The following is a 24,920-nucleotide window of genomic DNA, read 5'->3' on the forward strand; positions in this document are numbered from 1 at the left end:
CCTCGACGCCCGCGTTCAGGGCCAGGAGGTTGGTCTGGAAGGCGATCTCGTCGATCACGCCCAGGATCTGGTTCACCTGCTGCGACTGGGCCTCGATCTTGGTCATGGCCTGGGCGGCGCGGCTGACCACGTCGCCCGAGCGCTGGGCCTCGGCGCTGGCTTCTTCGACGCGCAACGTGACTTCGTGCGCGTTCTGAGCCGTCTTGCCGACGGCGGTGGTCAGCTCCTCGACCGCCGCGGCGGTCTGCTCAAGCGTCGCCGCCTGCTGCTCGGTGCGCAGAGACAGATCCTCGGCGCTGCGGGCGATCTGCTCGGCGCCCGCGAGGATGCCGCCCGCCGAGCGTTCGACTGCGTGCATCGCCTCATCCAGCGCGCTCACCGCCGTCTCGAAGTCGGCCTTCAGGCTCTGGAACTCCGGCGAGAGGTCGCCATCGACGCGCGTCGACAGATCCCCCTCCGCCAGGCGGGCCAGCGCCACGCCCAGGGCCTTGACCGCTTCGGCCTGGCGACGCTGGCCGGCTTCACGCTCGACCTCAAGCGCCCGGCGCTGCTCGTCCATGAAGGCGATGTAGCTGGAGATGGCCAGATCCATATCCAGGAAGATGGCCTTGACCATGGCCGACAGGCCGTCGGCCAGCGCCTGGTCGGACTTGCCGGCGCCGAACAGCCCCTTGGCCCGCTTGGAGATCACCGACCGGATCAGTTCCTCGGCGACCACGGCGTAACCGCCAATGTACCAGCGCGGCTCAAGCTCGACGCGGACGTGGGCGCGGCCGATCCGCTCGACGTCGCTGACATAGCTATCGCCGTAGTCGGCGCGGGCGATGCGACGCCAATGCGTCGCCTGGGCGCGCTCGGCGGCGGCGATATGGGCCTCGTCGCGGAACTTGCCGCGAGTCTCGGGGAAGGCGCGGACCTGGCCATAGAATTGACCGAGGGCCGCGCCGATCTCTGCGTCGATCAGGGGCTGGATAGCGCGCAGGGCCGAGCATGCATGCTCGTCGAAACGCATGAAGGCCATCCGCTGGTCAAGCTTCGCGTCCGCGCCCATACCGTTAGCTCCTAACTAAACGCCGTTCTGTTGGCTCGTCAGTGATCCCAATGTCTTAACCGACGTTAAATCGGAGGCCTGATTTCCGGGGGTTTTCAGCCCCTTTTTCGACTCCGCCGCGCTTGCTGACGGATCGCGTGGCAACAAGCTGCGCCTTGAGGCGTTTTGCACTTGTCAGGCCATGGCGGGGCTTGGATATATCGAGAAACCTCCAAGGACTTCATGGCCCTCCCTGCGGACTTCACCTTGAGCGAAGAGGACGGTCGGGCGACGGCTGTCCTGACGGGGGACTGGACCGCCCGCGGGCTGTTTGACGCTGGCATACGTCTGGCCGAAGCGCTGAAGAGCGCCTCGTCTCCCGCATTCGACCTGACCGGCCTCAACCGCTGCGACACCGCCGGCGCCTATGCGATCCTGCGCGCCGCGGGCGACGACCTTAAGCCCGAGAACATCAAGGCCCGCCACGGCGTCCTGCGGCTGCTGGAGCTGGTCTCGGCCGCCATCAAGGTCCAGACCGAGCCCGCGGTGCGGCCCGGCGGCTTCAAGGCCTTGCTCGAACGGATCGGACGCGGCGTCTTCGGCCTCTTCCACGACGCCTACAGCGCCACGGCCTTTCTGGGCCACTTGATCACCGCCCTGGGGCGCAGCCTGGTCAACCCCAGCCGCATTCGCTGGACGCCGATCGTCGCCCTGTGCGAACGCGCGGGCCTGGACGCCATGCCGATCGTGGCCACCACGACCTTCTTTATCGGCGCGGTTGTGGCCCTGCTGGGCGCCAACATGCTCACCGACTTCGGCGCCCAGGTCTATTCGGTCGAGCTGATCGGCATCTCGGTGATGCGGGAGTTCAACATTCTGATCACCGCCATCCTGCTGGCCGGACGATCGGCCTCCAGTTTCGCGGCCGAGATCGGCTCGATGAAGATGAACCAGGAGATCGACGCCATGCAGGTCATGGGGGTCGATCCTTACGAGGCGCTGGTGCTGCCCCGGTTCGCCGCCCTGCTGCTGACCATCCCCATCCTGACCTTTGTGGCCACCATCGCCGGGCTCGCGGGCGGCATGCTCGTTGTCTGGATCGTGCTGGACCTGTCGCCGACCTTCTTCCTGCAGCGGATCGTCGACTATGTCGGCGCCACCCACTTCTGGATCGGCATGTCCAAGGCCCCGGTCATGGCGGCCGTGATCGCCGCGATCGGTTGCCGGCAAGGCATGGAGGTCGGCCAGGACGTCGAGGCGCTGGGCCGGCGCGTCACCGCCGCTGTCGTGCACGCCATCTTCGCGATCATCCTGATCGATGCCGTGTTCGCCCTGCTTTACATGGAGCTGGACATATGACCGGCCCCGAGACCGAGGACCCCGTCGTCGATACCGCCGACAGCGAGAAATATCCGATCGAGGTGCGCGGCCTCGTCTCCCGCTTCGGCGAGCATGTCGTCCACGATGGCCTCGACCTCAAGGTCGAACGCGGCGAGGTGCTGGGCGTCGTCGGCGGCTCGGGCACCGGCAAGTCGGTGCTGCTGAACACCATCATCGGCCTCAAGGCGCCTGACGGCGGCCACGTGCGGCTGTTCGGCGGCGACATGCGCACGGCTTCGCGCCGCCGATGGTCGTCGATCGAGCGCCGTTGGGGCGTGCTGTTCCAGCAGGGTGCTCTGTTCTCGAACCTGACGGTTCGTGAGAACGTGGCCGCGCCGCTGCACGAGCACACGCGCCTGCCCCGTCGCGAAATCGATGAGATAGCCGACCTGAAGATCGCCATGGTCGGCCTTCCGGCCCACGCCGCCTTGCTGAAACCGGCCGAGCTGTCGGGCGGCATGCGCAAGCGCGCCGGCCTGGCCCGCGCCCTGGCCATGGATCCCGAGCTCCTGTTCCTGGACGAGCCGACCGCCGGGCTGGATCCGATCAGCGCCGGGGCTTTCGACGAATTGATCAACGACCTTTCGGAAAGCCTGGACCTGACGGTGTTCATGATCACCCACGATCTGGACACCCTCTACGCCATTACCGATCGCGTGGCGGTCCTGGCCGACAAGAAGGTCGTCGCCGTGGCGCCGGTTCACGAGCTCGAGCGTTCGGATCATCCCTGGATCAAGAAGTACTTCCTGGGCCCAAGAGGACGCGCCGCCGCGTCCGCCGAGGCCCTGGCCGAGGCGAGGACCGACTGATGGAAAGAAACGCCAACTACGCGGTGGTCGGCGCGATCACGCTGGCCCTTTTCATGGGGCTGATCGTCTTCGCCGTCTGGCTGGCCAAGATCAGCTTCAATCGCGACTACGACCTCTATGACGTGCTGTTCGTCGGTCCCGTCCGCGGCCTCTCGCAAGGCGGAGAAGCGCACTTCAACGGTATCAAGGTCGGCGAGGTCACGCGCATCGAGCTGGACAAGAGCGACCCCAACCGCGTCATCGCGCGCATCCGCGTCACCTCGGACGTGCCGATCAAGGTCGACAGCTACGCCACGCTGGAGCCGCAGGGCATCACCGGCGTGAACTACATCCAGATCACCGCCGGCTCGCCGAACAAGGAACTGCTGAAGGATACGGTGAAGGGCGGCCGCGTACCGGTCCTGCGCAGCCAGCGCAGCACCCTCTCCGACCTGCTGGAGGGCGGCGGCACGGTGCTGACCCGCACGATCGAGGCGCTGGACCGCGTCAACCGCGTGCTCTCCGACAAGAACATCAAGACCTTCAGCGCCGCGCTCAGCGACGTTCAGGCCGTCACGGCCGAGATGCGCGAGCGCAAGGAGGTGATCGCCGACGCTCAGAAGGCGCTGCAGAGCATCGACCAGACGGCCCAATCGATCACCCAGCTGGCCAATAGCGCCGACGGCGTCGTCAATGGCGACGCCAAGCGCACGCTGAAGGAGCTGGGCGACGCCGCCGCGGAGCTGAAGGCCGCCGCCAAGGACGCCCGCGGCATGGTCAGCAAGCTGGAAGGCCCGACCAGCGACTTCGCCAACACCGGCCTGCCCCAGCTGTCGGCGGCCATCGTCACCCTGCAATCGGCCGCCGAGTCCCTCGACCGTCTGGTCGGCGAGGTCGAACAGAACCCTCGCGGCGCGATCGGCAAGGCGCCCGCCAAGGAAGTGGAGGTCAAACCGTGAGCCCCATCCGCGCCATCGTCCGCTTCGCGGGCGTCACGGCCCTGGCCTTCAGCCTCTCGGCCTGCATCAGCGTCTTCCCCAAGACAAAGCCCGTGGGCCTCTACCGGTTCGGGGAAGCCGAGGTCAGCGCGCCCAAGGGGCCTCCCGGCGCCATGTTCGGCGTGCTGAAGGCGCCGACGGTCTTCACCCGCGCGGCCGCCGGCGACCGGATCCTGACCAGCAGCCAAGGCCAGGTCGCCTATATCGCCGACGCCCGCTGGGTGTCGGCGGCCTCCGTGTTGTTCGAGGAGGCCGTGGCCCGCGCGTTCGAGAACGACCCGGGCCGCGCCCGCCTGATCGGCCGCGGCGAGGTCGCCAAGGCCGATCTCGTCCTGCGGCTGGAAGTGCGGACCTTCGAGGCCGACTACGTCAATGGCCCCAAGGCGGCCCCCGAAGTCGTGGTGCGCGTGCGCGGCGTGCTGAACCGCAACACCGATCGCGCCCTCGTCGGCGATCAGGTCTTCGAGGCCCGCGTGAAGGCGGCCGATAACCGCGTGTCCGCGATCGTGCCGGCCTATGACAAGGCCGTCGCCCAAGTGCTGGCCCAGATCGTCGCCTGGGCCAATGCGGCCGGACCGGGGATCGCGGGCTAAAGCGCCGCTAGGGGCTCGGTCACCGCGCCGTAGCCCGCCTCGATCGGGATGCGGAGGACCTCCCCGTCCACCCAAGGCTCGACCGTGACGAGCTCGCGCGCCGCCGCGCGCCGCACGGCGTCCGCCGGGTCGGCGCTCTCCGCCAGCAGCTGCAGGTTCATGCGCGTGGGGAAGATCACCTTGCGCGCCCCTGAGGCGGCCATTTCGAGCGCCCTGCGCGGCGCGATCCATTCGGCGTCGACGGCCTCGTGGCCGTCACAGATTGCCTGCTGCGCCAGCGGCGCGTGGGCGACATAGAACCAGGTGTCGAACCGCTTGGGCATCAGCTTCGGCGTGATCCAGCGGGCGAAAACCGTCAGGGCCGAAAGGTCGAGACGCAGGCCCAGATCCGCCACCACGTCGAGAAATGGAACCTGATCCTCGGCCACGGCGGCGCGGATGTCCTTGGCCGCCTCGCCGGCATAGACGGCGTCGTCGCGGTCGCGAGCCAGCAAGACCCCGGCCTCCTCATAGGCTTCCCGCAAGGCGGCGATCCGCAAGGCCGCGTCGTCAGGGCCGATCGCCTCGAAGCCCAGCGCGTGGTCGCGCCAGCGCGGGTCGCTGTCGCCCTGATGGCTCTTGCCGCCCGGGAAGACCAGGGCGCCGGCGGCGAAGTCGATCTGATGATGCCGCTTGACCATCAGGACCTCGAAATCGGGAGCATCTCGAAGCAGCAGTATGGTCGCGGCCGGGCGAACAGCGCCCTGCGAAGAGTCGGACATGTCGACAGTCTGGCGCCGCGACGGCCTAGCCGCCAGTCTGGATTCGAACGATCGTTCGATCTTAGCCTGAGGCGGATCGCCGCTTTTCGGCGCTGCGGTCCATGCGCTCCAGCAGATAGTCGGTGTCGTCCCGCGTGGCGGCATGGGACGAGGTCAGGAAGCGCTGGATCATATGCTCCTGGAACCGCTCGCGGTCATGGTCGCCGCCGTCGAACTCCAGGCTGTGGAACGCATCCACGCCGGCGCGAAAGGCCGAGTAGAGACGCTCGGGCAGGCCGGCGTGCTCGCAGATGGCTTTCAAGCCCAGCTGGCCCGCGTCGTGGATCATGAGCCAGGCGCGGTGGTGCGGGACGCCAGCCAGTTCGGCCACGCCCCACTCGAAGAAGGTCATGTGCCCGTGGGCCAGGGCGCGCAGAAGCAGCGACGGCGAGAGACGTCCCACGCTGTTCAGGTGCGCGACGAAGGCCTTTGGGTCGGCGGTCCGGCCGGCCTGGTCCACCAGGTCGATCGTCGCCCGCTCCTTGGCGTCGACGATCAGCTCGAGCGTCAGCTCGGCCGAAAGAGCGTGGTGGGTCAAGATGTGGTCGCGCAGCTGATCGCCGACCATGTCGATCAAGCGCTCGGCCACGGCCATCGGCAGGGTGGCGCGGTAGGCGACGGCCTGCAGCACCTGCTCGGACTTGGAGAACCGGGACAGCGCCTTCTTCAGCGAGACCTCTGAGAAGCGCGCGTTGTCGTTGGCGCAGGCCGTGGCGACAGCCTCCTCCCCCGCCTCCTCGACCAGTTGGGCGGTGATCCGGCTGGAAAGTTTGGGGCGCTTGGCGACCGCCAGTTGCCGGGCGGGACCGCCGACGCGGATGATCTCGGCCAGATCCGCATCGGTGAAGACCGGCGAGAAGGCGATGATCGGCAGGCTCACCAACTCGATGTCGCGGGCCAACCGCATGGCGACGTCGTGCGGCAGGATCTTGGAGCTCTTCAGCGTCACCGCCATGGCGCGACGCACCAGCTCGGCGGCGTCGGCGGCCATCACCCGCAGGATGTCGTGGGCGACCTGGCGATCCTCTTCGCCAAGTTCGGCGCGGTCGATCTTGCGGCACAGCTTGTGCGCCGCCAGGGCGCGCTCGTCGGCGGTGGCGCCCTTCACGAGCATCCGGATGTCGGATTCGGTCAGTGCTGCGCGCGTCGTGGCCAAGGGCGTCCGTCCGGACCGAGGGTTGTGTCGAAACCTGTCGTGCGTCTGCGCAGAGCGCCCTCAAGAGCGTCGCGAGTCACGATCATCAGTTGTTAGGCTTAACGATTGTTTGCGCCACGAAGCCAGCGATTAACGATGTGACGTAACGCCGAGCAAAGGACGCCCGCCTAAGGTGCCCGGCCCATCATGAGGAACGCGCCTTTGCTCGCCGAGCGCCGCCAGACCGAAGACCCCGCGGGAAGCGCGCAGCTGGCCAAGGCTCTCGACGCCCAAGCCGCGCTGCTGCCTTACGCCCTGGGGGTTTTCGCCGTCAGCCTGCCGCTGTTCGTCTGGGTCGCGTCCTTCGCCGCCAACAGCATCTGGATGACCGCCAGCTTCGCGATCTTCGCGATCAACTGGGGAGCCTTCTATCTCGCCGTGAATTGGTTGCGCGACGACGCGTCGCGGGACCTGAGACGCCGCGCCCGCATCCATGTGGCCTGCGGGGCGCTGTGGGCGATGGCGGTCGCGCAAATCTCGGCCTTCGCGGCCGGCGCCGGTCCGGCCCGCGAGACCCTGCTGATGCTGGCGACGGCCGGGGCGGTGCTGTGCGCGTTCTTCTCCGCGCCCTACCTGCCCGCCTTGCTGATCGTCACGCCCCTGGCGGCCGCCGGCCCGCTGATCGCCCAATTCACCGGCCCCGCCCCGCGTTCGGGCCTGGAGCTGACCTGGGGCGCCACGGCGCTGGCCCTGGCGTTGGCCATGATCCACAACCGCGCCCTGCGACGGCAACACGGCCTCTCGGTCGAGCATGAGCGATTGGTCGACGAGCGCTTGCGCGTGCTCGAGACCGCCGAACGCACGGCGCGCTCGAAGTCCGACATCGTCGCGACGTTGAGCCACGAAATCCGCAACGGCCTGACGGGCGTCACGCACGTTCTGGCCGCCGCCGCCGGCCGCGGCGGGCGCGCCGCGCCGTCGCGCGAGCAGCTGAACGCCGCGCTGGACGCCGCCCAGGATCTGATCGCGGTGCTGAACGCCACGCTCGACTCCGAGACCGCGGAATCCGGCCGTCTCAGCGTCGACACGCAGCCCTTCGACCCCGTTCGCCTGATCCAGGATTTGGTGCTTCTGGAAAAGCCGCACGCCGGCGCCAAGGGCCTGGAGCTGTCGGTGCATATCGACCCGCTGCTGCTGAGCCTTGATCGCGGGGCGACCATCGCCGATCCCCTGCGCACGCGCCAGATCATGTCCAACCTGCTCAGCAACGCGGTGAAGTACACCGTGCGCGGCCGCATCGAGGTGCGCCTCGAGCTGCGGGACGACCACGTGGCCGTGGAAGTGGCCGATACGGGTCCCGGTTTGACGCCGGAGGAGCTGGCGCTGGCCTTCGAGCCGTTCCGCCGCGTGGAGCGCACCGGCGCGGGCGTCAACGGCGCGGGCCTGGGGCTCTCTCTGTCGCGCCAGCTGTCCCGACTGATGGGCGGGGCGCTGGAGGCCAGCAGCGCCATGGGCGTCGGCAGCTGCTTCACCCTGCGCCTGCCGTTCGATCCTACGGCCGAGCGCGGCGCTCATGAGGCTTCGTCGCCCGCCGATCCTCTGGGCGCGCCGCGCGCCATGCGCGTGCTGATCGCCGAGGATGACGCCCTGAACGCGGCCATGCTGCGCGCCATCCTTGAGCAGCTGGGCCATCAGGTCGTCCACGCCCAGAACGGCCGCCGCGCGGTGGACCTGGCTCGGATCGCCGAGTTCGATCTCCTGATGCTGGACGGCCGCATGCCCGTGATGGATGGCCCTGCCGCCGCCAAGGCCCTGCGCGAAACTGACGGTCCCAATCGACGCGCGCCGATCATCGCCATGATCGACGGCGACTCCGACGAAGCCCGCGAAAGCCTCGACGCCGGCGCCGACATCGTGCTGCGCAAGCCGGTCAGCGTGGCGGGCGTGGCGCGGGCCGTCGCCGACGCGGCGGCGCTGGATCGCAATCTCACGCGCTCGCAGGCGGCCTAAGGCCCGCGTCGGGTTTGACAAGCCGGGTCCTGGATGGAGAATGGCGTATGTTTTCGCGCCCGACCTTCCGGCGTTTTCGCCATCACGGCGGTAGCCTTCTCGCAGGCTCCTAGCCCCGAACCTTCCGCGCGTGCGTCGCGGGCGTTCGGGGCGAACATCATCGACAACACCCTCTGACGGCCCGCCCCCGCGCGCGCCGTCACGTCTTCATTTCCTGCCTGGAGCCTTCCATGCGCTCGCAAGCGGACGCCGTCGCGCGTCCTCCTATCATCATGGCCGAAACCGAGGTCGAACGCCTATCCACCCTGGCCCGGCAAATGGAGCTGGCCGCGCCTGTCGCGGCCGAAATGCTGCTGCGGGAGATCCAACGCGCGGACATCCGGGCCGACGATGACATACCCCGCCAAGTCGTGCGCATGCGCTCCACCGTCCGGTTCGAGGACGACGCCCACGGCGTGGCCCGCTCTGTCCTGTTGGTCTATCCGAAGGAAGCCGACATCGCCTCCGGCAAGATCTCCGTTCTTTCTCTGGTCGGAGCGGGCCTCATCGGCCTCTCGACAGGGCAGGCCATCCGCTGGCCTGACCGCGACGGCCATGAAAGATGGCTTAGAATCTTGAAGACCGAGCCTCCCGGCCGCCTTGTCTTCTAGCCCGCGACCACCTGCCCCTGGGTAAACCTTTCCAAGCTCCGACCAGGCCTGCATCCTCCCTCAAAAAAGGGAGGACGCGATGCTGGAAGGTCTGCGGGTCGTCGAACTGGCGACCTATATCGCCGCGCCGGGCGCCGCCGGGATCATGGCCGACTGGGGCGCGGACGTGATCAAGGTCGAGTCGCCGGATGGCGATCCGATGCGGCGCTTCTTCGACACCATCGGTTCGGACCAGGACGCCAATCCGGTCTTCGAGCTCGACAACCGCGGCAAGCGGGCCGTTGTGCTGGATATCCGCAGCGACCTGGGCCGAGAGGCTCTGAAGGCGCTGGTCGCCACCGCCGACGTCTTCCTGACCAATGTCCGCCCCGCCGCCCTGGCCCGCGCCGGGCTCGATCATGAGACCCTGCGGGCCGCCAATCCGCGTCTGATCTACGCCAGCCTGACGGGCTACGGCCTGACCGGTCCCGACGCCGACAAACCCGGCATGGACGTGGCCGCCTTCTGGTCGCGTGCGGGTGTTGGCGCGATCACCGCGCCGAAGGGCTCCGAACCCTTCCCGATCCGCACCGGCATGGGCGACCATGTCACGTCTCTGGCGACCGTTTCGGCGATCTTGGCAGCCATCTACGAGCGCGAGCGGACCGGCTCTGGACGCCTTGTCGAGACCTCGCTGCTGCGGACCGGCGTCTATGCGATCGGCTCGGACATGGCGATCCAGCTGCGCCTCGGAAAGCTGGCCTCCACGCGCGGCCGCCGCGAGGCGGTGCAGCCTCTGGCCAACTTCTACAAGACCGCCGACGGCCGCTGGATCTGCCTGCTGCCGCGCCAGGGCTCGGTCGATTGGCCGCGCATCGCCGCCGCCGCCGGACGACCCGAGCTGGTCGACGATCCGCGCTTTGCCTCGGCCAAGGCGCGGCGCGCGCACGGGGAAGCGTTGGTCGACATCCTGGACGCCGCCTTCGGGGCCATGACCTACGCCGAGGCGGCCGAAGCTCTGGACGCTGGCGACATCACCTGGGCGCCCTACCAGACGCCGCGCGAGCTGGCCGAGGACGCCCAGGCCGAGGCGGCGGGCTGCTTCGTTCAGACGCCGGACGGACGTGGCGGGACCTTCCGGGCCCCCGCCGCGCCGGCCCGCTTCCTGGGCGCGCTAGACGGACCGCGAGGCCCCGCGCCCGCGCTCGGCGCGGACACGGCGGCGGTGTTCCGGGAATTGGGATGGGACGAAGAGAGGGTGGAGGCTCTGACGAGCGTCAGCGCTGCTTGATCTTGTCGTTGGCGTCGGCCAGCACGCGCAGCATCTCGGCCGAGAACATTGAGCTGGCGAGGCGCTGGCCAGCGCCCATGCCGGACGAACCGCCCGCGCCGCCGAAGGGGTCGCCGACATCCTGCGAGCCGCGCAGGATCAGGTTCATCACCGCCTCCTGCTGCTGGATGTGCTCCAGGCGACGGCTGCTGGCGTACTGCATGAAGCCTTGGTCGCTATCGGCCGCGCGCGAAGGGGCCGGATCTGCGATCTGCTTGGCGCCGCCGGTCTTGGTCAGGTTGGCGTAGAGCTCGCCGACGGTGGTCGGACGGCCATCGCGATAGAAGATCGAGCGGTTGGCCTGGGCGGCCTCGGGGAACATCGCGGCGGCGCTGGCGCCGGGCGAGGCGTTCGCCGCCTGGATCAGCTTGGCCGAGCCTTGCGGCCCCAGGAAGTGAGCGGCGTAGAGCTCGCCGGCCGTGGGCGAGCGTCCCACCCGGCCGCGCAGGTACGAGGCGTGGTCCGAGGTCAGCTCGCCGGCCATCAGCGACGCGGCGTGCGGATCCATTTTCAGGCCCAACACCGCCTTGCGCGCCTCGTCGCCGTCGACACGATAACGGCCATCCGATCCCTGGCTGATCAGGTCCGCATAGCGGGCGTAGCCGTATTTGGAGCCGTGCTTCTTCAGCGTGGCCAGCCAAGTCTGGTCGACGAATTGGAACAGGCCCGAGGCCGAAGACGTCCGCGCCTTGGCGGCGGGGTTGAAACCGCTCTCGCGCTTGGCCGCGCCCATCAGGAACGAAAAATCGACTCCCGTCGCGCTGGAAGCGCGCTGGATCGCCGACTCGACGACGCTGCGAATGGAACCTACGGCGGGCATGGGCCTCAGGAGTCGGCGATCATGGTTAATTCGCAATTAACCACGTTCCGCACACTCCGTCAGAGAGACGAGATGCCGCAGGGCGATCGTACGCTTGTCAGAAAAATCGGCAGGAGATTACGATTGTCAATTTACAGGATCGCGCCCCCGTGCTGATCTCAGCCTACGAATGTAATTTTCGTTAGGGAGATCGATATGGCTCTCGCCCTGAATCCCAATGGCCCCGGCATTCCAGGCCTGGACGAGGCGCCCCGCAAACCGTCCCCGGTGCTGATCGTGGGGGTAGGCGTTTCGGCCGCCGCGCACCTGATGCTGATCGGCTACCTGGCCTATCAGAAGTGGAACCAGCCGCTGCCGACGGCCGAGCCCGAAAATCCGTTCGTGATCGAACAGGTCTACACGCCCAAGCCGCCGCCGCAACAGCCGACAACGCCAAGGCAGAATCAGATTCGCCTGCACACGCCGGTCCCGACGCCCCTGCCCACGCCGGAGCCGCTGCCGATCAAGCCGGTCGAGGTCGACACCCCGCCCGCGCCCGGTCCAGTGACCTTGCCGACGGTCCCCGCCGGCCCCACGACGCCGCCCGCGCCTCAGCCCAAGGTGATCACCCGGGCCAACTGGTTGCGCATTCCGTCCGGCGACGAGGTCGCGCGGTACTATCCCGAAAGGGCCCAGCAGCTGGGCGTGTCGGGCTCGGCGACGCTGAGCTGCACGGTCGCGGTGAACGGGACGGTGCGTGACTGCTCGGTGATCTCCGAGACGCCCGCCAGCCAGGGCTTCGGCGCGGCCGCGCTGAAGATCTCGCGCTTCTTCAGGATGAAGCCGCAGATGGAGAACGGCGAGCCGGTCGACGGCGCGACCGTCAGCATCCCCATCCGATTCAACGCGGGCTGACGGCCCTCCTCCGGCGTTGAAACGGCGGCCGGGTCGCGCCTTCCAGCGACCCGGCCATTCCCGTGCTTGTCTTTACGCGCGTCCGAGGGGCGAACCGCTCACACGTCGCCTGACGCGCTTGGCGCCTAGTAGCTCTTGGGCAGGCCGAGCACGCGCTCGGCGATGTAGTTCAGAATCATCTCGCGGCTGATCGGCGCGATGCGGGCGATCATCGCCTCGCGGAAGTAGCGCTCGACGTCGTATTCCTTGGCGTAGCCCATGCCGCCGTGGGCCAGCACCGAGGCCTCGCAGGCGCGGAAGCCCGCCTCCGCGCCCAGGTACTTGGCGGCGTTGGCCTCGGCCCCGCACTCCAGGCCCGCGTCGTAGAGGGCGGCGGCCTTGAAGGCTAAAAGGTTGGCGGCCTCCAGCTCGGCCCACGACTTGGCCAGCGGGTGGGCGACGCCCTGGTTCTGGCCGATCGGCCGGCCGAACACCACGCGCTCCTTGGCGTAGGTCGACGCCTTGGCCAGCGCCGCGCGGCCCAGGCCGATGGCTTCGGCGGCGAACAGCACGCGCTCGGGGTTCAGGCCGTGCAGCAGGTACTGGAAGCCCTTGCCCTCTTCGCCGACCAGATCCTCGGCCGGGACGAACAGGTCCTCGATGAAGAGCATGTTACACTCGACGGCCTTGCGGCCCATCTTCGGGATCGGCTTGGCCTCGATCTTCTCGCGGTCGGTGTAGAACAACGACAGGCCTTGGGTCGGCTTGGCGCACTGATCCTTGGGCGTGGTGCGGGCGATGATCAGGATCTTGTTGGCGCGCTGGGCGCCGGTGGTCCAGATCTTCCGACCGTTCAGGCGATAGCCGCCGTCGACCTTCTCGGCCCGCGTTTCGAGGCTGGAGGTGTCGAGGCCAGAGTTCGGCTCGGTCACCGCGAAGCACATCTTGTCCTCGCCCGAGATGATCCGGGGCAGCAGGCGCTCGCGCTGCTCGTCGGACCCGAACTTCACCAGCGGCATCGGGCCGAAGATGTTGAGGTGGATGGCCGAGGCGCCCGAGAAGCCCGCGCCAGACTGGGCCACGGTCTGCATCATGATCGCCGCCTCGGTCAGGCCAAGGCCGGCCCCGCCGACGCTCTCGGGCATGGCCACGCCCAGCCAGCCGCCCTCGGCGATGGCGGCGACGAATTCCTCGGGGAAGTTTCCGGTTTCGTCGGTGCGGCGCCAGTATTCGTCGTCGAAGGCCGCGCACACCTTGGCGACGCCCTCGCGAATGGCTTCCTGCTCTTCGGTCAACCAGAATCCGGACATTCGGCCCTACTCCCCTGCGCTGTGCGTCGTTCCTCTAAGCCTTCTCGAAGCGCCGCGCATCGAAGGCGGCGGCCTCGGGGCCCGGGTTATCGCCCGTCAGATAAGCCGCCACCATAGACGCCACAAGCGGCGCGAACAGCCATCCGTTACGTCGGGCGCCGACCGCCAGCATCACGCCGGGCGCGCGGCTCCAGCCGACCAGCGGCAGGCCGTCGGGCGTCGTGGCCCGGACGCCGACCTCCACGGCGGCCGCATCGAGATCCAGCGCCGGACGCAGAGCCCGAGCGGCTTGGCGTAGCGCCTGGGTCGCCGAGGCGTCGGGCGCGAGGTCGTCGCGGCCCGCCTCCATCGTCGCGCCGACGGCCAGCGCTTCTCCCGGCGCCAGATAGACCCCCTCGCCGCGCACCACCACCGCCTCGTCATCGAGGAGCGTCGCACGCAGGAGCTGGCCTTTGATCGGCGACAGGACGGCGGTCTCGGGCGCGATGCGGCCGTCACGGACTCCGGGCCCCGTCGCCAGCACCAGCACATCGAAGGCTTCGACGCGGCCATCGGCCAGGGTCAGGGCTCCAGGCTCGAAGGCCGCCACGGCGCCGGTCTCGAACGACACCCCGGCCTGTTCAGCCGCCGCGCGCAGCGCCGCCAGGGCGGGCCGCGAGTCCAGCCGCCAATCCTCCTCGATGACCTTCGTCGGCGCGACGCCCAGTTGCTCAAGCCGTTTGGCGACCTCGGCGCACCAACTGTCGGAGCCTTCGATCCGCACGCCGGCGCGAGACAGCGGGATCGCCAGGGCCTCCGCGAAATCGGGCCACAGGTCTCGCGCCCGGCGCATCAGAGCCAGGTGATCGCGCGAGATGGGGTCGAACAGCGCCTCGCTGATCGGAGCCAGCATGCCCGCCGCCACGCCGGACGCGTTGTCGCCCAGCGGAGCGGGATCCAACAGCGTGACGGATCGTCCGGCCCGCGCCAGACGTAACGCAACCGCCAAGCCGAAGGCCCCGGCGCCGGCCACCGCGATCTTTGCATCATTTGCAGAATACATTGGGGGCAAACACCTCCCCGTGCCGTCAACGTCAAGTCCGGGCGAGGCCATAATGTTGCAAAGAGACCGTTACGTGTACGCGCGGACGTGACGACTCCGCAAAGCTCGGTCTATATCGTTAATACTCGCGTTTAAGCCGCGTCGCGGCGTTGAGGGATTTTAGGCGGATGAACGATCGACCCGCGGCCGAACAAGCCCACCCTGTCGACCTGTACGTGGGCGCGCGGCTGAGAATTCGCCGAAAGATGATGGGCCTCAGCCAGACCCAGGTCGCCGACGCCCTCGGGATCACCTTCCAGCAGATCCAGAAGTACGAGCGCGGCGCCAATCGCATCAGCGCCAGCAAGCTGTATGACGCCGCCAAGCTGCTGCAGGCGCCGGTGTCGTACTTCTACGAAGGGCTGGAAGAGACCGACGGCGGCATGGACGATGGTTTCGCCCAGCGCATGACCGAATTCGTCTCGACGCCAGAAGGTCTCGAACTGGCTGGGCTGTTCCCACGCCTGGAAGACCGCCGCCTGCGCCGCCGGGTCGTGGACCTGGTCCGCGCGATGGTCGACGACGAAGCCCCTTAAGCGCGCGAGCTCGTAAACCAACGACCGGAACCCGCCGCTCTCGCGCCCCGTTGATCCGCCAACGGACCCGCGACGAGGGCTGGCGGCATGCCACGCGACACGATCGAGCTTCTGCCGGCTTCCACCGGCCTCTCCTACGTCAATGACGACGATCCTGGCATACGCCGCGTCGCCGCCGGCGAGGGCCTCGCGTATCGCGACCCGGACGGTCGCGCGGTCAGGGACGCCGAGACCCTCGACCGCATCCGAGCCCTGGCGATCCCGCCGGCCTGGACCGAGGTCTGGATCTGCCCCTCGCCGCGCGGCCACATCCAGGCCACCGGCCGCGACCAGAAGGGCCGCAAACAGTACCGCTATCACGACGATTGGCGACGCGACCGCGACGGTCTGAAGTTCAGCCGCATGATCGCCTTTGGCCGCGCCCTCCCCCGCCTGCGGGCGCGGGTCGAAGCGGACATGGCCAGGCGCGGCATCCCGCGCGAGAAGGTGATCGCCGCCGTCATCCGCCTCATGGAGCTGACCCTGATTAGGGTGGGCAACGAGGAATACGCCCAGGCCAACAAGAGCTTTGGCCTCACCACCCTGCGCGACCGACACGCCAAGCTGTCCAGCATGGGCGGCGTCTTCGAGTTTCGCGGCAAGAGCGGCAAGGTCCACAAGACGGGCTTCCGCGACCGACGCCTCGCCCGCATCGTCAAGGCCTGCCAGGACGTACCCGGCCAGCGCCTGTTCCAGTACCTCGACGAGGAGGGACAGCGTCGGTCAGTCGAGAGCGCCGACGTCAACGCCTATATCCGCGCCGTGATCGGCGAGGACTTCTCGGCCAAGGACTTCCGCACCTGGGCCGGCACCCTAGCCGCCGCTCGCGCCCTGTGCCTGGTTCCCAAGGCCGTCAGCGCTGCGGAGGCCAAGCGCAACGTCAACACCTGCGTGAAGGCCGTCGCCGGACTGCTGGGCAACACCGCCGCCGTCTGCCGGGGCTCGTACATCCATCCGCTGGTGCTGGAGGCCTATCAGCAGGGCGTCCTGCCGCTGAAGCCCGGCCGCTCCGAGCGCGCCTTCGAGTTGGCGGTGATCCGGTTCCTGGAAGCGGCTATGGCCTCATGCCAGGCGGACTAGGGAACGGCGGGGGTCAAGGTTCGTTGAGTCGGCGCTAACGGAGAACCGCCCATGGCCGCCGGCCGTCCCACCTGGCAGGGCCACCTGCGCCTGTCGCTCGTGACCTGCCCTGTCGCGATGTACACCGCCACCGACGCGCGCGGCGACGTGCACTTCAACATGCTGCACAAGAAGACCCACAACCGGATCCGGATGATCCCGACCGACCCGGACCTGGGACCGATCGAGCGTTCGGATATCGTCAAGGGCTACGAGTACGAGAAGGGCGAGTACATCGTCGTCACCCAGGACGAGATCGACAGCGTCCGGCTGGAAAGCACCCGAACCATCGACATCGAGCGCTTCGTCCCCGCCGCCGAGATCGACCGGCTCTATTGGGACAATCCGTACTTCCTGGTTCCCGACGGCAAGCTGGCGGCCGAAGCCTATGGCGTGATCCGCGAGGCCATGACCAAGGAGGGCCAGGTGGCGCTCGGCCGCGTGGTCATGCACCAGCGCGAGCGTCTGCTGGCCATCGAACCGCGCGACAATGGCATGGTCGCCTGGTCGCTGCGCTCGCGTCGCGAGGTCCGCGACGCCGCCAGCTATTTCGACGCCATTCCCGACAAGAAGCCCGACGCGGCGATGATCCAGATCGCCCAGAAGATCATCGAGCAGAAGGAAGGCCCCTTCGATCCCGAGCAGTTCAACGACCGCTACGAGGACGCCCTGCGCGCCCTGATCAAGGAAAAGCAGAAGGGCAAGGGCCGCAAGGTCACCGCGCCGGAAGAGCCGGAGGACACCAACGTGGTCGACCTGATGGAGGCGCTCCGGGCGAGCCTGGGCAAGGCGCCGGCCGGCAAGGCCGGAGCGAAGAAGCCTGTCGCCAAGACCGCGCACAAGGCCCCGGCGCGAAAAAAGGCGGGCTAGGTTCGCGCCGGCGGTCTCAGCCGGGCTTGCCGAGCAGTTCCTTCAGGCGCGGCCCCGCCTTGGCGGCCATGGCCTCGCCCACCGCCGCCGCGGCGTTGGCGGGGCGGATCATGACTTCGAACTCGCGGATCTTGCCGGCGGCGTCGAAGGAAATGATGTCGATCCCCTTCAGCTTCTTGTCGCCAACGCGGGCGCTGAACTCCAGCACGACCGCATCTTCGCCCTCCGACCAGAACTGTCGGTGGTAGGCAAAGTCCTCGAAGATCGTGCTGACCGTGGAGAGAATGTGGACCAGCGGCTCCACACCGGGATAGGGCGAGTAGAAGGCCGGCGAGCGAAAGACCACCGTCTCGGCGGCGAGGGGCCGAAGGCGATCGAACTCGCGCTTCTCCAGCAGGTCATGCCAGGTCTCCAGCGTTCGCAGCGCCTGCTCGCGGGCCATGTCGCCTCTCCCCTCGGCTGAACACGGCGTTCAAGCGCCGCTGGCGACACCTTAAAATTCGTGACGTCGCCGTCAACTTGAACGGCCTAAGCCTTACCCAGCTTCCTGATCGCCTCCGCGAGATCCCGCTCGCTCTCGGCATAGGCGTCCCAGGCGTCCAGGCTCTTCAGCAGACTAGGCGCGGTGCGGAGGTTGAAGCGCTTCGGATCGAGGCCCTTGCGCACCTGGGTCCAGGACACCGGCCAGGAGACCGGCGCGCCGGGGCGGCCGCGCGGCGACAGCGGAGCCACCGCCGTGCTCATGCGGTCGTTGCGCAGGTAGTCGAGGAAGATCTTCCCGCCGCGCTCCTTCTTGGCCATGTTCAGCAGGTACCGTTCGGGGCTGTCGGCGGCCATCCGGGCGCACACTTCCCGCGCGAACGCCTTGGCGGTGTCCCAGTCAACCTTTGTGGGCTTCAGCGGCGTGACGACATGCAGCCCCTTGCCGCCCGTGGTCTTGCAGAAAGGCGCCAGACCCAGGGCCTCAAGCCGGTCACGGATCTCCCGCGCCCCCTCGACCACAGCGTCGAACGAGACGTCCGGCGCGGGGTCAAGGTCGAAGACCAGGCGACCGGGGATATCCTGTTCGCCCGGCCGGCAATTCCAGGGATGCAGCTCCGTCGCTCCCCATTGGGCGGCGGCCACGAGGCTCTCGACCGTGTTGAACACGAGGTAGGGCTTGCGGTCGCCGCTGACGACGACCTCGTCGATCAGGGCCGAGACGCCCTTGCCCGAATGGCGCTGGAAGAACTTCTCGCCGTCGATGCCGTCGGGCATGCGGATCACCGAACAGGGCCGACCCTTGATATGCTCCAGCATCCAGTCGCCGACCGCTTCGAAATATTCGGCGAGCTCGAGCTTTGTCCCCGGCGTTCCGTCGCCCGCGTCCGGCCACAGGGGCTTGTCGGGGTTGGAGATCGCCACGCCGCGCACCGAGGCCTTGCCACCTGTCCGCCGCTTAGGCGCGGGGACGCCCGTGGGTTGGGCCAGCTCGACGTCCTCGGCCGGCGCGGGGGTCTCGGCCTCGACCGCCTGGGCCGGCTTGTCCTCGCGCAGTCCCTTGAACGACGCCTGGCGCACCGAGCCGTCTCCCGTGAAGCCGGCGAACTCTATCTCCGCCACCAGCACGGGGTCCACCCAGTGGATGTTGGCGCCGCCGCGCGGCGCGCCCTTGCCGGTGAACGGCGAGGTCTTGCGTTCGGCCGCCTTCAGCTTTGGGAGCAGGCGCGCGACCTTGTCGCGGCCAAAGCCCGTACCGACGCGACCGACGTGAACGAGATCGCCGTCGCGATAGACCCCGACGATCAACGAGCGGAAGGCGTCTCCGGTCGTCGTCCAACCGCCGATCACCACCTCGTGGCCGGCCCGGCACTTCGCCTTGGTCCAGGTCCCCGGCTTGCCGGAGCGGTACGGCGCGTCGAGCTTCTTGGAGACCACGCCTTCCAGCGACATCCGGCAGGCCGACTGCAGCACCGCCTCGCCGCCGCTCTTGAAGTGCTCGACATAGCGGATGCGGTCGCTGTCCGCGGGCAGCAGCGCCTTGAGACGCGCCTTGCGCTCGCTCAGCGGCAACTCGGTTAGGTCCTCGCCGCCCTCGTACAGCAGGTCGAAAACGAAGAAGATCAGGTCGTCGGTCTTTTCCTCGGCCAGGGCCGCCTGCAGTCCGGCGAAGGAGGGCGAGCCGTCGGCGTCCAGGGCCACGACCTCCCCGTCGATCAAGGCGTCCGGCAAGACCGCGCCATCCTTGATCAGGCGCGGAAACTTGGCGCTCCAGTCGAGGCCCGCGCGGGTGCGCAAAGTCGCCTTGCCGCCCTCGATACGCATCTGCATCCGATAGCCGTCGAACTTGATCTCGTGCGCCCAATCGCCTCCGGTCGGCGGGCGGTCGACCAGCTTGCAGAGCTGCGGCGGCGTGAAGTCCGGCATGGCCGCCGTCTTCACGATCTTTCGCGAGGGGCTGGCCTTGGCGGAGGGTTTGACCGTCCGTCCCTTCGGCGCGCCGGTCTCCTGGGCGGCCTTCTCGGCGCTGGCCTCGGGCGAGCCCTTGCTGTTCCAGACGGCGTCCGAGGCGGTGGTCTTCTTCGTCATGAACGGCGTGGGAGACTTTCCCTTCCCAGCCGCGATCTCCTCCATCGTCCGCCCCGAGGCGATCGAGAAAGACGTGTCCTCAAGGAAGTCCGTGTCGCCCTCGATCGCGAACTCGTCGCGGTGCTTGATCAGCAGCCAGTTCTCGCGCTTGCCGCTCGATCCCGCTTTGGCGAACTTGTCGTTGTTGATCCGGACCAGGACATAGCCGCCCTTCATCCGCTCGCCGGCGAAGACCATCTTGATCTCACCTTTCTCGAGGCCCTTGGCGAGGTCAAAGCCAGGTTCGGGCGCCCACCAGCCGCGGTCCCACAGCATCACCGTGCCGCCGCCATACTGGCCCTTGGGGATGGCGCCTTCGAAGTCGCCATAGGCCAGCGGGTGGTCCTCGACATGGACCGCCAGGCGCCGATCGTGCGGATCGCGCGAGGGCCCCTTCGTCACGGCCCAAGACAGGAACACGCCGTCGTGCTCCAGGCGCAGGTCATAGTGCAGGCGCGTGGCGTCGTGCTTCTGGATGACGAAACGCGCCCGCTCTGACGCGGCGACGGCGACCTTGCCCGAGGGCTCGGCCGTCTTTTCGAAGTCGCGTTTGGCCTCGTAGGCCGCGAGCTTGCGCGCCGCCATCGCCGTCCCGCCTATTCGCCGTCGAAGACTTCGGGTCGTTCGTCGTCGACATCGCGACCATCGCCTGGATCGTCGTCCTGCTCCAGTTCGATGATCTCGTCATCGTCGAGCTCCTCGGCGATCAGGGCGTCATCGTCGTCGGCGTCGCCCTCGGCCTGGGTCACGTCCAGCACGTCGGGCAGCTCCTCGAAGGTGCGGAACTCGCCGTCGCGACCAACGACATCGTCGTCCATCGCCTCGGCGCCGTCCTGCTCGTCCCACCCATTATCGACGTCGGTCATGGCTGTTCTCCTGTGCTCGCAGGAGGAATGGCTGGCGGCGCTTGGTGTTCCGGTCTTGGCGATCCACGCCCCATCACACAGGCGCCGCAGCGCGATTCGTTCGCAGAATCACCCATGGCGCGAGCGAGCCTTCAGTCCACTTTTGGAACCAAAATTAACGCCTTTGCCCCTGATGCGGCGGTTCAGGGGGCGACGATTTCATGAAAAACCCAGCCCCACAGGCGTTTTGCCCCCATAAATCGGCTTTTTAACCTTCCCTAACGGGTGACAAACGCGATCGGGCTCGTCAGGCTCGAAATTCCCTGATTCACAGGAATGAGCTTAAGAAGATGAACGTTTCCGATCTGGTCGACGCCGCCGTGGCCGCCGACGACAAGCTGACCAAGACGCAAGCCAAGGCCATCATCGACGGCGTCTTCAAGTCGATCTCCGACGCCGCCGTGAAGGGCGAAGAAGTCTCGATCCCGGGCTTCGGCAAGTTCAAGGTCCAGGCCAAGCCGGCCCGCACCGGCCGCAACCCGGCCACGGGCGCGACCATCGAGATCGCCGCCAGCAAGAAGGTCGCCTTCACGCCGGCCAAGCAACTGAAGGACGCCGTCAACGGCTAAGCCCTTTGGCGGGAAGCGGACGCCGCGAGTGTCCGCTTCCCAACGCTTCCCTTCACGCGCGACGATCCGCTTCATGCCCTCGTCGCGCGTGAAGACTTTCCAGAACAAAGCAAGAACGATAACGTGCCGCGCATGGCCGTTCTCGATCTTCGGCGCAAGCTCGCCATCCTCTCCGACGCCGCCAAGTACGACGCCTCCTGCGCCTCGTCGGGCGCTCAGAAACGCGACTCGCTAGGCGGCAAGGGCGTCGGCTCGACCGAGGGCATGGGCATCTGCCACGCCTACGCGCCCGACGGGCGCTGCATCAGCCTGCTGAAGATTCTGCTGACCAACTTCTGCATCTACGACTGCGCCTACTGCATCAACCGCGTGTCGTCGAACACGCCCCGGGCGCGGTTCTCGGTGAAGGAGGTCGTCGACCTCACCCTGAACTTCTACAAGCGCAACTATATCGAGGGGCTGTTCCTGTCGTCGGGCGTCATCCGCACCGGCGACTACACGATGGAGGAGATGGTCCGGGTGGCGAAGTCCCTGCGGCTGGACCACGACTTCCGCGGCTACATCCACCTGAAGCTGATCCCCGAGGCCTCGCCCGAGCTGGCGGCCGAGGCGGGGCTCTATGCCGACCGGGTGTCGATCAATATCGAGCTGCCGCGCGACGACAGCCTCAAGACCCTGGCGCCGGAAAAGGACGTCACCGACATCAAGCGCGCCATGGGCCGGATGAGACTGGCGATCGAGGACAAAGCCGAGCCAGCGCGGAAAGCTGGCCGCCGAACCTTCGCCCGCAGCCAGTCGACCCAGCTGATCGTCGGCGCCGACGAAGCCAGGGACGGCGACATCCTGGCCCGCAGCGCCAACCTCTATGGGTCCTATCGGCTGAGCCGGGTCTACTACTCCGCGTTCAGCCCGATCCCCGACGCCAGCCATCGCCTGCCCCTGGCCCGACCGCCCCTGCTGCGCGAGCACCGCCTCTACCAGGCCGACTGGCTGATGCGCTTCTATGGCTTCGAGCGCCCCGAAATCGTGGAGGAAGGCGAGGACCTGGATCTCTCCGTCGATCCCAAGACCGCCTGGGCCTTGAAGAACCGCGCCAAGTTCCCGGTCCATATCCAAACCGCCGACCGGGAGACCTTGCTGCGCGTGCCTGGCTTGGGCGCCAAGGCCGTGGAGAGGGTCCTGACGGCTCGAAAGGTGACCCGCCTGACCCTCGACGACCTGAAGCGCGTCGGGGCCGTCCTGAAGCGCGCCAAGGCCTTCGTGGTCACCGCCGACTGGACGCCCGGCGCCCTGACCGACCAGGAGAGCCTGAAGGCGGCGCTGATCCAGCCCCAACAGCTGAGCCTGTTCTGATGCGCGTGGTGCGGCTGGCGTCCGAGATCGACTTCACCGGCTGGCGATCCGCCGCCCGAGCGCTGCGGGCCGAGGGCGCGCCGCCCGAGGCGGTGGTATGGACGGTGGAGCGGGAGCTGTTCGATCTGACGCCATCTCCGCCCACAGCCGCACCAGCCAACTTCACCGTCCCCGCGGCCTTTCTCGAACTCGCCGAGCAGGTGATCCTGCATCGCGGTCCCGACCGCCTCGCCCTGCTCTACCGCATCCTTTGGCGATTGGAGCGCGAGCCGCGCCTGATCGAGAACCCCGCCGATCCCGACATCGCGCGCGCCCGCGACATGGCCAAGGCCGTCAGCCGCGCCGCCCACAAAATGAAAGCCTTCGTCCGGTTCCGTCTGGTCGAGGGCGCGGCGACTGAAACCTATGCCGCCTGGTTCGAGCCCGCGCATCGCGTCACCGAGGCGGTCGCGCCCTTCTTCGTCCGTCGCTTCACCAGCATGGACTGGACGATCCTGACGCCCGACGCCTGCGTGGCCTGGGACGGCGAGCGGCTGCTGGTGTCCGAAGGCGCCGATCCGGCAGACGCCCCCTCCGAGGACGCCCAGGAGGAGCTCTGGCGCACCTATTACGCCTCGATCTTCAATCCGGCGCGGCTGAACCCCAAGCAGATGCGGCAGGAGATGCCCAAACGCTATTGGCGGAACCTGCCGGAGGCGGCGCTCATTCCGGAACTGATCGCCTCAGCCCAGGACCGCGCCGCCGCAATGGTCGCCGCCCCGCCTCGCCCACCGTCCGATCGCGTGCTGAAGGCCGCCCTGCGCCACAGCCGCGACGCCTCATTCGGTCAGGGCGCGCCGACGACGCTGGAGGAACTCGAGGCGGGCGTGCAGGTCTGCCGCCGCTGCGGCCTGTGGCGCGACGCCACCCAGGGCGTGCCCGGCGAAGGCGCGCATCCCGCGCCGCTGATGTTCGTGGGCGAGCAACCCGGCGACCAGGAGGACCTCGCCGGCCGTCCGTTCGTCGGACCGGCCGGCCAGATGTTCAACAGGGCGTTGGCGGAAGCGGGCGTGCCGCGCGACCGCGCCTTCGTCACCAACGCCGTGAAGCACTTCAAGCACGAGGCGCGCGGCAAGCGGCGCATCCACAATACGCCCGATCGCGGCGAGGTCACAGCCTGCCGCTGGTGGCTGGACGCCGAGCGGCGGATCGTCCGACCTCGGGTGATCGTAATGCTGGGCGCGACGGCGGCGCTGGGCGTGATCGGCAAGCCGACGCCGATCGGCGCCAATCGCGGCCAGGCGCTTCAATTGCCCGACCAGGCTCAGGGCGTGGTGACCTATCACCCGTCCTTCCTGCTGCGCGTCCCCGACGCGGAGGCCAAGGCCAAGGCCTATGCGGAGTTCGTCGAGGACCTGCGGATGGCGGGGAAGCTGGCGGGGTTAGTCTAACAAGATGCTCCCTCGCGATGCGGGGGAGCTGTCGCGGAGCGACTGAGGGGGCAAACACAGCACAAGCCCCGCTTGCCCCCTCCGGCCCTCTGGGCCACCTCCCCCGCGCGCGGGGGAGGAACATCCGCCCGACCTCAGTTCACCTTGGCGCCGCCCATCTTGGCCATCAGCTCTTCCTTGCGCGCCTTCATGCGCTCGCCGATGGCCTCGAGGTCTTCGTCGCCCTTCTTGGCCTGGGCGAAGAAGCCGCCGGGCTGCTCCTCTTCCTTGACGTGGTGCTTGATGTACTCGCCCAGCACCTTGACCTTCGCGTCGTAGAATTCCTGGCCCGGCTTCATCGCCTCGATCTCGGCGATCAGCTTCTTGGCGCCGTCGTGCTCGACATAGGCCTCGTCGATCAGGTCGTCCTCGACCTCGCCACGGCTCTCCGGATAGAGAATCTCTTCCTCGATCTGGGTGTGGACCTTCAGGGCCAGGGCGATCTGGTTGAACAGCGCCAGCTTCTCGCTGTCGCTCTCAAGCTGTTCGTACTCATCGAACATCTTCTCCACCTCGCGGTGGTCCTGCTTCAGCAGGCGAATGGCCAGCGGATCGCGGCGGCCGGTGCGACGGGTCGCCTTGCGGGGCTTGGCGGTCTTGGCTTTGGTGGACGAGCTCTTGGTGGCGGCAGCCATGGAATTCTCCCTCGATATCCCCGACCGCCAACCAACACTCA

At 68.0% G+C, this 24,920-nt stretch carries 24 protein-coding genes; 14 read left to right on the forward strand and 10 right to left on the reverse strand.

The annotated features are described in order from the left end of the window. Positions 1–1,051 (reverse strand): protoglobin domain-containing protein (locus Q0379_RS16925; RefSeq protein WP_299014110.1); only part of this gene is annotated, 1,051 nt, incomplete at its 3' end. A gap of 222 nt (positions 1,052–1,273) precedes the next feature. Here Q0379_RS16925 and Q0379_RS16930 point away from each other — a divergent pair. Genes Q0379_RS16930 through Q0379_RS16945 form a run of 4 tightly spaced genes read left to right on the forward strand, consistent with a single transcriptional unit; the run spans position 1,274 to position 4,789 of the window. Then, positions 1,274–2,389: an ABC transporter permease gene (locus Q0379_RS16930; protein WP_299014113.1), complete on the forward strand. Its 1,116-nt coding sequence runs from the start codon at positions 1,274–1,276 to the stop codon at positions 2,387–2,389. After that, a complete protein-coding gene (locus Q0379_RS16935; protein ID WP_299014115.1) occupies positions 2,386–3,219 on the forward strand; it encodes an ABC transporter ATP-binding protein in 834 nt (277 codons plus the stop codon). Before Q0379_RS16930 ends, Q0379_RS16935 begins: the two co-directional genes overlap by 4 nt. Continuing rightward, on the forward strand, positions 3,219–4,157 hold the full coding sequence (locus tag Q0379_RS16940; protein ID WP_299014117.1) for an MlaD family protein: 939 nt from the start codon (positions 3,219–3,221) through the stop codon (positions 4,155–4,157). Before Q0379_RS16935 ends, Q0379_RS16940 begins: the two co-directional genes overlap by 1 nt. Continuing rightward, positions 4,154–4,789, forward strand: a complete 636-nt coding sequence (locus Q0379_RS16945; protein WP_299014119.1) for an ABC-type transport auxiliary lipoprotein family protein — start codon at positions 4,154–4,156, stop codon at positions 4,787–4,789. Before Q0379_RS16940 ends, Q0379_RS16945 begins: the two co-directional genes overlap by 4 nt. On the opposite strand, the gene Q0379_RS16950 is transcribed toward Q0379_RS16945, so the two are convergent. Together Q0379_RS16950 and spbR are read right to left on the reverse strand one after the other, a co-directional pair. Then, positions 4,786–5,550: an NUDIX domain-containing protein gene (locus Q0379_RS16950; RefSeq protein WP_299014121.1), complete on the reverse strand. Its 765-nt coding sequence runs from the start codon at positions 5,548–5,550 to the stop codon at positions 4,786–4,788. The genes Q0379_RS16945 and Q0379_RS16950 overlap by 4 nt on opposite strands. Before the next feature lie 61 nt (positions 5,551–5,611). Then, positions 5,612–6,745 (reverse strand): pole-localized protein SpbR, encoded by a 1,134-nt coding sequence (gene spbR, locus Q0379_RS16955; RefSeq protein WP_299014122.1) that lies wholly within the window; start codon positions 6,743–6,745, stop codon positions 5,612–5,614. Positions 6,746–6,931: 186 nt separating this feature from the next. On the opposite strand from spbR, the gene Q0379_RS16960 reads away from it, so the two are divergent. From Q0379_RS16960 to Q0379_RS16970, 3 genes are all read left to right on the forward strand, one after another. Then, on the forward strand, positions 6,932–8,734 hold the full coding sequence (locus Q0379_RS16960) for an ATP-binding protein (RefSeq protein ID WP_299014124.1): 1,803 nt from the start codon (positions 6,932–6,934) through the stop codon (positions 8,732–8,734). A gap of 230 nt (positions 8,735–8,964) precedes the next feature. Beyond that, positions 8,965–9,384, forward strand: a complete 420-nt coding sequence (gene rnk, locus Q0379_RS16965) for a nucleoside diphosphate kinase regulator (protein ID WP_299014126.1) — start codon at positions 8,965–8,967, stop codon at positions 9,382–9,384. A gap of 79 nt (positions 9,385–9,463) precedes the next feature. Then, the gene (locus tag Q0379_RS16970) at positions 9,464–10,654 is read left to right on the forward strand and encodes a CaiB/BaiF CoA-transferase family protein (RefSeq protein ID WP_299014128.1); all 1,191 of its coding nucleotides are present in this window, start codon (positions 9,464–9,466) and stop codon (positions 10,652–10,654) included. Here Q0379_RS16970 and Q0379_RS16975 read toward each other — a convergent pair. Next, positions 10,641–11,513, reverse strand: coding sequence for a transglycosylase SLT domain-containing protein (locus tag Q0379_RS16975; protein ID WP_299014130.1), 873 nt, complete (start codon positions 11,511–11,513; stop codon positions 10,641–10,643). The two genes, Q0379_RS16970 and Q0379_RS16975, sit on opposite strands and share 14 nt — an antisense overlap. A 195-nt stretch (positions 11,514–11,708) precedes the next feature. Here Q0379_RS16975 and Q0379_RS16980 point away from each other — a divergent pair, with 195 nt between their 5' ends. Further along, complete coding sequence (locus Q0379_RS16980) at positions 11,709–12,407, forward strand: energy transducer TonB (protein ID WP_299014133.1); 699 nt, start codon at positions 11,709–11,711, stop codon at positions 12,405–12,407. Between the two features lie 125 nt (positions 12,408–12,532). Here Q0379_RS16980 and Q0379_RS16985 read toward each other — a convergent pair whose 3' ends face one another. Both Q0379_RS16985 and Q0379_RS16990 read right to left on the reverse strand, forming a co-directional pair. Continuing rightward, entirely contained in the window at positions 12,533–13,696 is a 1,164-nt protein-coding gene (locus Q0379_RS16985; protein ID WP_299014136.1) for an acyl-CoA dehydrogenase family protein, read from the reverse strand. 34 nt (positions 13,697–13,730) lie between these two features. Beyond that, positions 13,731–14,738 carry an FAD-dependent oxidoreductase gene (locus Q0379_RS16990; RefSeq protein WP_299014139.1) on the reverse strand — a complete coding sequence of 336 codons (1,008 nt, stop codon included), beginning with the start codon at positions 14,736–14,738 and terminating at the stop codon, positions 13,731–13,733. Positions 14,739–14,905: 167 nt separating this feature from the next. On the opposite strand from Q0379_RS16990, the gene Q0379_RS16995 reads away from it, so the two are divergent. The 3 genes from Q0379_RS16995 (at position 14,906) to Q0379_RS17005 (ending at position 17,341) form a co-directional block, all read left to right on the forward strand. After that, complete coding sequence (locus Q0379_RS16995; RefSeq protein WP_299014142.1) at positions 14,906–15,313, forward strand: helix-turn-helix transcriptional regulator; 408 nt, start codon at positions 14,906–14,908, stop codon at positions 15,311–15,313. A gap of 87 nt (positions 15,314–15,400) precedes the next feature. Continuing rightward, positions 15,401–16,432, forward strand: coding sequence for a DNA topoisomerase IB (locus Q0379_RS17000; protein WP_299014145.1), 1,032 nt, complete (start codon positions 15,401–15,403; stop codon positions 16,430–16,432). Between the two features lie 51 nt (positions 16,433–16,483). Then, on the forward strand, positions 16,484–17,341 hold the full coding sequence (locus Q0379_RS17005; protein ID WP_299014147.1) for a Ku protein: 858 nt from the start codon (positions 16,484–16,486) through the stop codon (positions 17,339–17,341). A 16-nt stretch (positions 17,342–17,357) separates the two neighbouring features. On the opposite strand, the gene Q0379_RS17010 is transcribed toward Q0379_RS17005, so the two are convergent. The 3 genes from Q0379_RS17010 to Q0379_RS17020 form a co-directional block, all read right to left on the reverse strand. Then, the gene (locus Q0379_RS17010; RefSeq protein WP_299014150.1) at positions 17,358–17,783 is read right to left on the reverse strand and encodes a nuclear transport factor 2 family protein; all 426 of its coding nucleotides are present in this window, start codon (positions 17,781–17,783) and stop codon (positions 17,358–17,360) included. Between the two features lie 86 nt (positions 17,784–17,869). After that, entirely contained in the window at positions 17,870–20,533 is a 2,664-nt protein-coding gene (gene ligD / locus Q0379_RS17015; protein ID WP_299014153.1) for a DNA ligase D, read from the reverse strand. An 11-nt stretch (positions 20,534–20,544) separates the two neighbouring features. Then, the gene (locus Q0379_RS17020; protein WP_299014156.1) at positions 20,545–20,814 is read right to left on the reverse strand and encodes a hypothetical protein; all 270 of its coding nucleotides are present in this window, start codon (positions 20,812–20,814) and stop codon (positions 20,545–20,547) included. A 329-nt stretch (positions 20,815–21,143) separates the two neighbouring features. On the opposite strand from Q0379_RS17020, the gene Q0379_RS17025 reads away from it, so the two are divergent. The 3 genes from Q0379_RS17025 (at position 21,144) to Q0379_RS17035 (ending at position 24,205) form a co-directional block, all read left to right on the forward strand. Further along, positions 21,144–21,422: an HU family DNA-binding protein gene (locus tag Q0379_RS17025; protein WP_099536235.1), complete on the forward strand. Its 279-nt coding sequence runs from the start codon at positions 21,144–21,146 to the stop codon at positions 21,420–21,422. A 123-nt stretch (positions 21,423–21,545) separates the two neighbouring features. Further along, positions 21,546–22,775, forward strand: a complete 1,230-nt coding sequence (locus tag Q0379_RS17030) for a putative DNA modification/repair radical SAM protein (RefSeq protein ID WP_299014163.1) — start codon at positions 21,546–21,548, stop codon at positions 22,773–22,775. Beyond that, positions 22,775–24,205: a UdgX family uracil-DNA binding protein gene (locus Q0379_RS17035; RefSeq protein ID WP_299014165.1), complete on the forward strand. Its 1,431-nt coding sequence runs from the start codon at positions 22,775–22,777 to the stop codon at positions 24,203–24,205. The genes Q0379_RS17030 and Q0379_RS17035 overlap by 1 nt, the downstream gene beginning before the upstream one ends. Positions 24,206–24,339: 134 nt before the next feature. Here the strand turns inward: Q0379_RS17035 and Q0379_RS17040 are convergent, their stop codons facing one another. Further along, positions 24,340–24,879 (reverse strand): hemerythrin domain-containing protein, encoded by a 540-nt coding sequence (locus Q0379_RS17040; protein ID WP_299014167.1) that lies wholly within the window; start codon positions 24,877–24,879, stop codon positions 24,340–24,342. Positions 24,880–24,920 lie beyond the last annotated feature (41 nt).

It is taken from the genome of uncultured Caulobacter sp. (genome assembly GCF_937900395.1).
Classification (GTDB): domain Bacteria; phylum Pseudomonadota; class Alphaproteobacteria; order Caulobacterales; family Caulobacteraceae; genus Caulobacter.

Coding starts and splice junctions, on each gene's coding strand:
- Q0379_RS16940 (WP_299014117.1), top strand. CDS start 3,219: ATGGAAAGAAACGCCAACTACGCGGTGGTCGGCGCGATCACGCTGGCC.
- Q0379_RS16995 (WP_299014142.1), top strand. CDS start 14,906: ATGAACGATCGACCCGCGGCCGAACAAGCCCACCCTGTCGACCTGTAC.
- Q0379_RS17020 (WP_299014156.1), bottom strand. CDS start 20,814: ATGACCGACGTCGATAATGGGTGGGACGAGCAGGACGGCGCCGAGGCG.
- Q0379_RS17005 (WP_299014147.1), top strand. CDS start 16,484: ATGGCCGCCGGCCGTCCCACCTGGCAGGGCCACCTGCGCCTGTCGCTC.
- Q0379_RS16935 (WP_299014115.1), top strand. CDS start 2,386: ATGACCGGCCCCGAGACCGAGGACCCCGTCGTCGATACCGCCGACAGC.
- Q0379_RS16970 (WP_299014128.1), top strand. CDS start 9,464: ATGCTGGAAGGTCTGCGGGTCGTCGAACTGGCGACCTATATCGCCGCG.
- Q0379_RS16930 (WP_299014113.1), top strand. CDS start 1,274: ATGGCCCTCCCTGCGGACTTCACCTTGAGCGAAGAGGACGGTCGGGCG.
- Q0379_RS16975 (WP_299014130.1), bottom strand. CDS start 11,513: ATGCCCGCCGTAGGTTCCATTCGCAGCGTCGTCGAGTCGGCGATCCAG.
- ligD (WP_299014153.1), bottom strand. CDS start 20,533: ATGGCGGCGCGCAAGCTCGCGGCCTACGAGGCCAAACGCGACTTCGAA.
- Q0379_RS17000 (WP_299014145.1), top strand. CDS start 15,401: ATGCCACGCGACACGATCGAGCTTCTGCCGGCTTCCACCGGCCTCTCC.
- rnk (WP_299014126.1), top strand. CDS start 8,965: ATGCGCTCGCAAGCGGACGCCGTCGCGCGTCCTCCTATCATCATGGCC.
- Q0379_RS16960 (WP_299014124.1), top strand. CDS start 6,932: ATGAGGAACGCGCCTTTGCTCGCCGAGCGCCGCCAGACCGAAGACCCC.
- Q0379_RS17025 (WP_099536235.1), top strand. CDS start 21,144: ATGAACGTTTCCGATCTGGTCGACGCCGCCGTGGCCGCCGACGACAAG.
- Q0379_RS16950 (WP_299014121.1), bottom strand. CDS start 5,550: ATGTCCGACTCTTCGCAGGGCGCTGTTCGCCCGGCCGCGACCATACTG.
- Q0379_RS16990 (WP_299014139.1), bottom strand. CDS start 14,738: ATGTATTCTGCAAATGATGCAAAGATCGCGGTGGCCGGCGCCGGGGCC.
- Q0379_RS17035 (WP_299014165.1), top strand. CDS start 22,775: ATGCGCGTGGTGCGGCTGGCGTCCGAGATCGACTTCACCGGCTGGCGA.
- Q0379_RS17010 (WP_299014150.1), bottom strand. CDS start 17,783: ATGGCCCGCGAGCAGGCGCTGCGAACGCTGGAGACCTGGCATGACCTG.
- Q0379_RS17040 (WP_299014167.1), bottom strand. CDS start 24,879: ATGGCTGCCGCCACCAAGAGCTCGTCCACCAAAGCCAAGACCGCCAAG.
- Q0379_RS16985 (WP_299014136.1), bottom strand. CDS start 13,696: ATGTCCGGATTCTGGTTGACCGAAGAGCAGGAAGCCATTCGCGAGGGC.
- Q0379_RS16980 (WP_299014133.1), top strand. CDS start 11,709: ATGGCTCTCGCCCTGAATCCCAATGGCCCCGGCATTCCAGGCCTGGAC.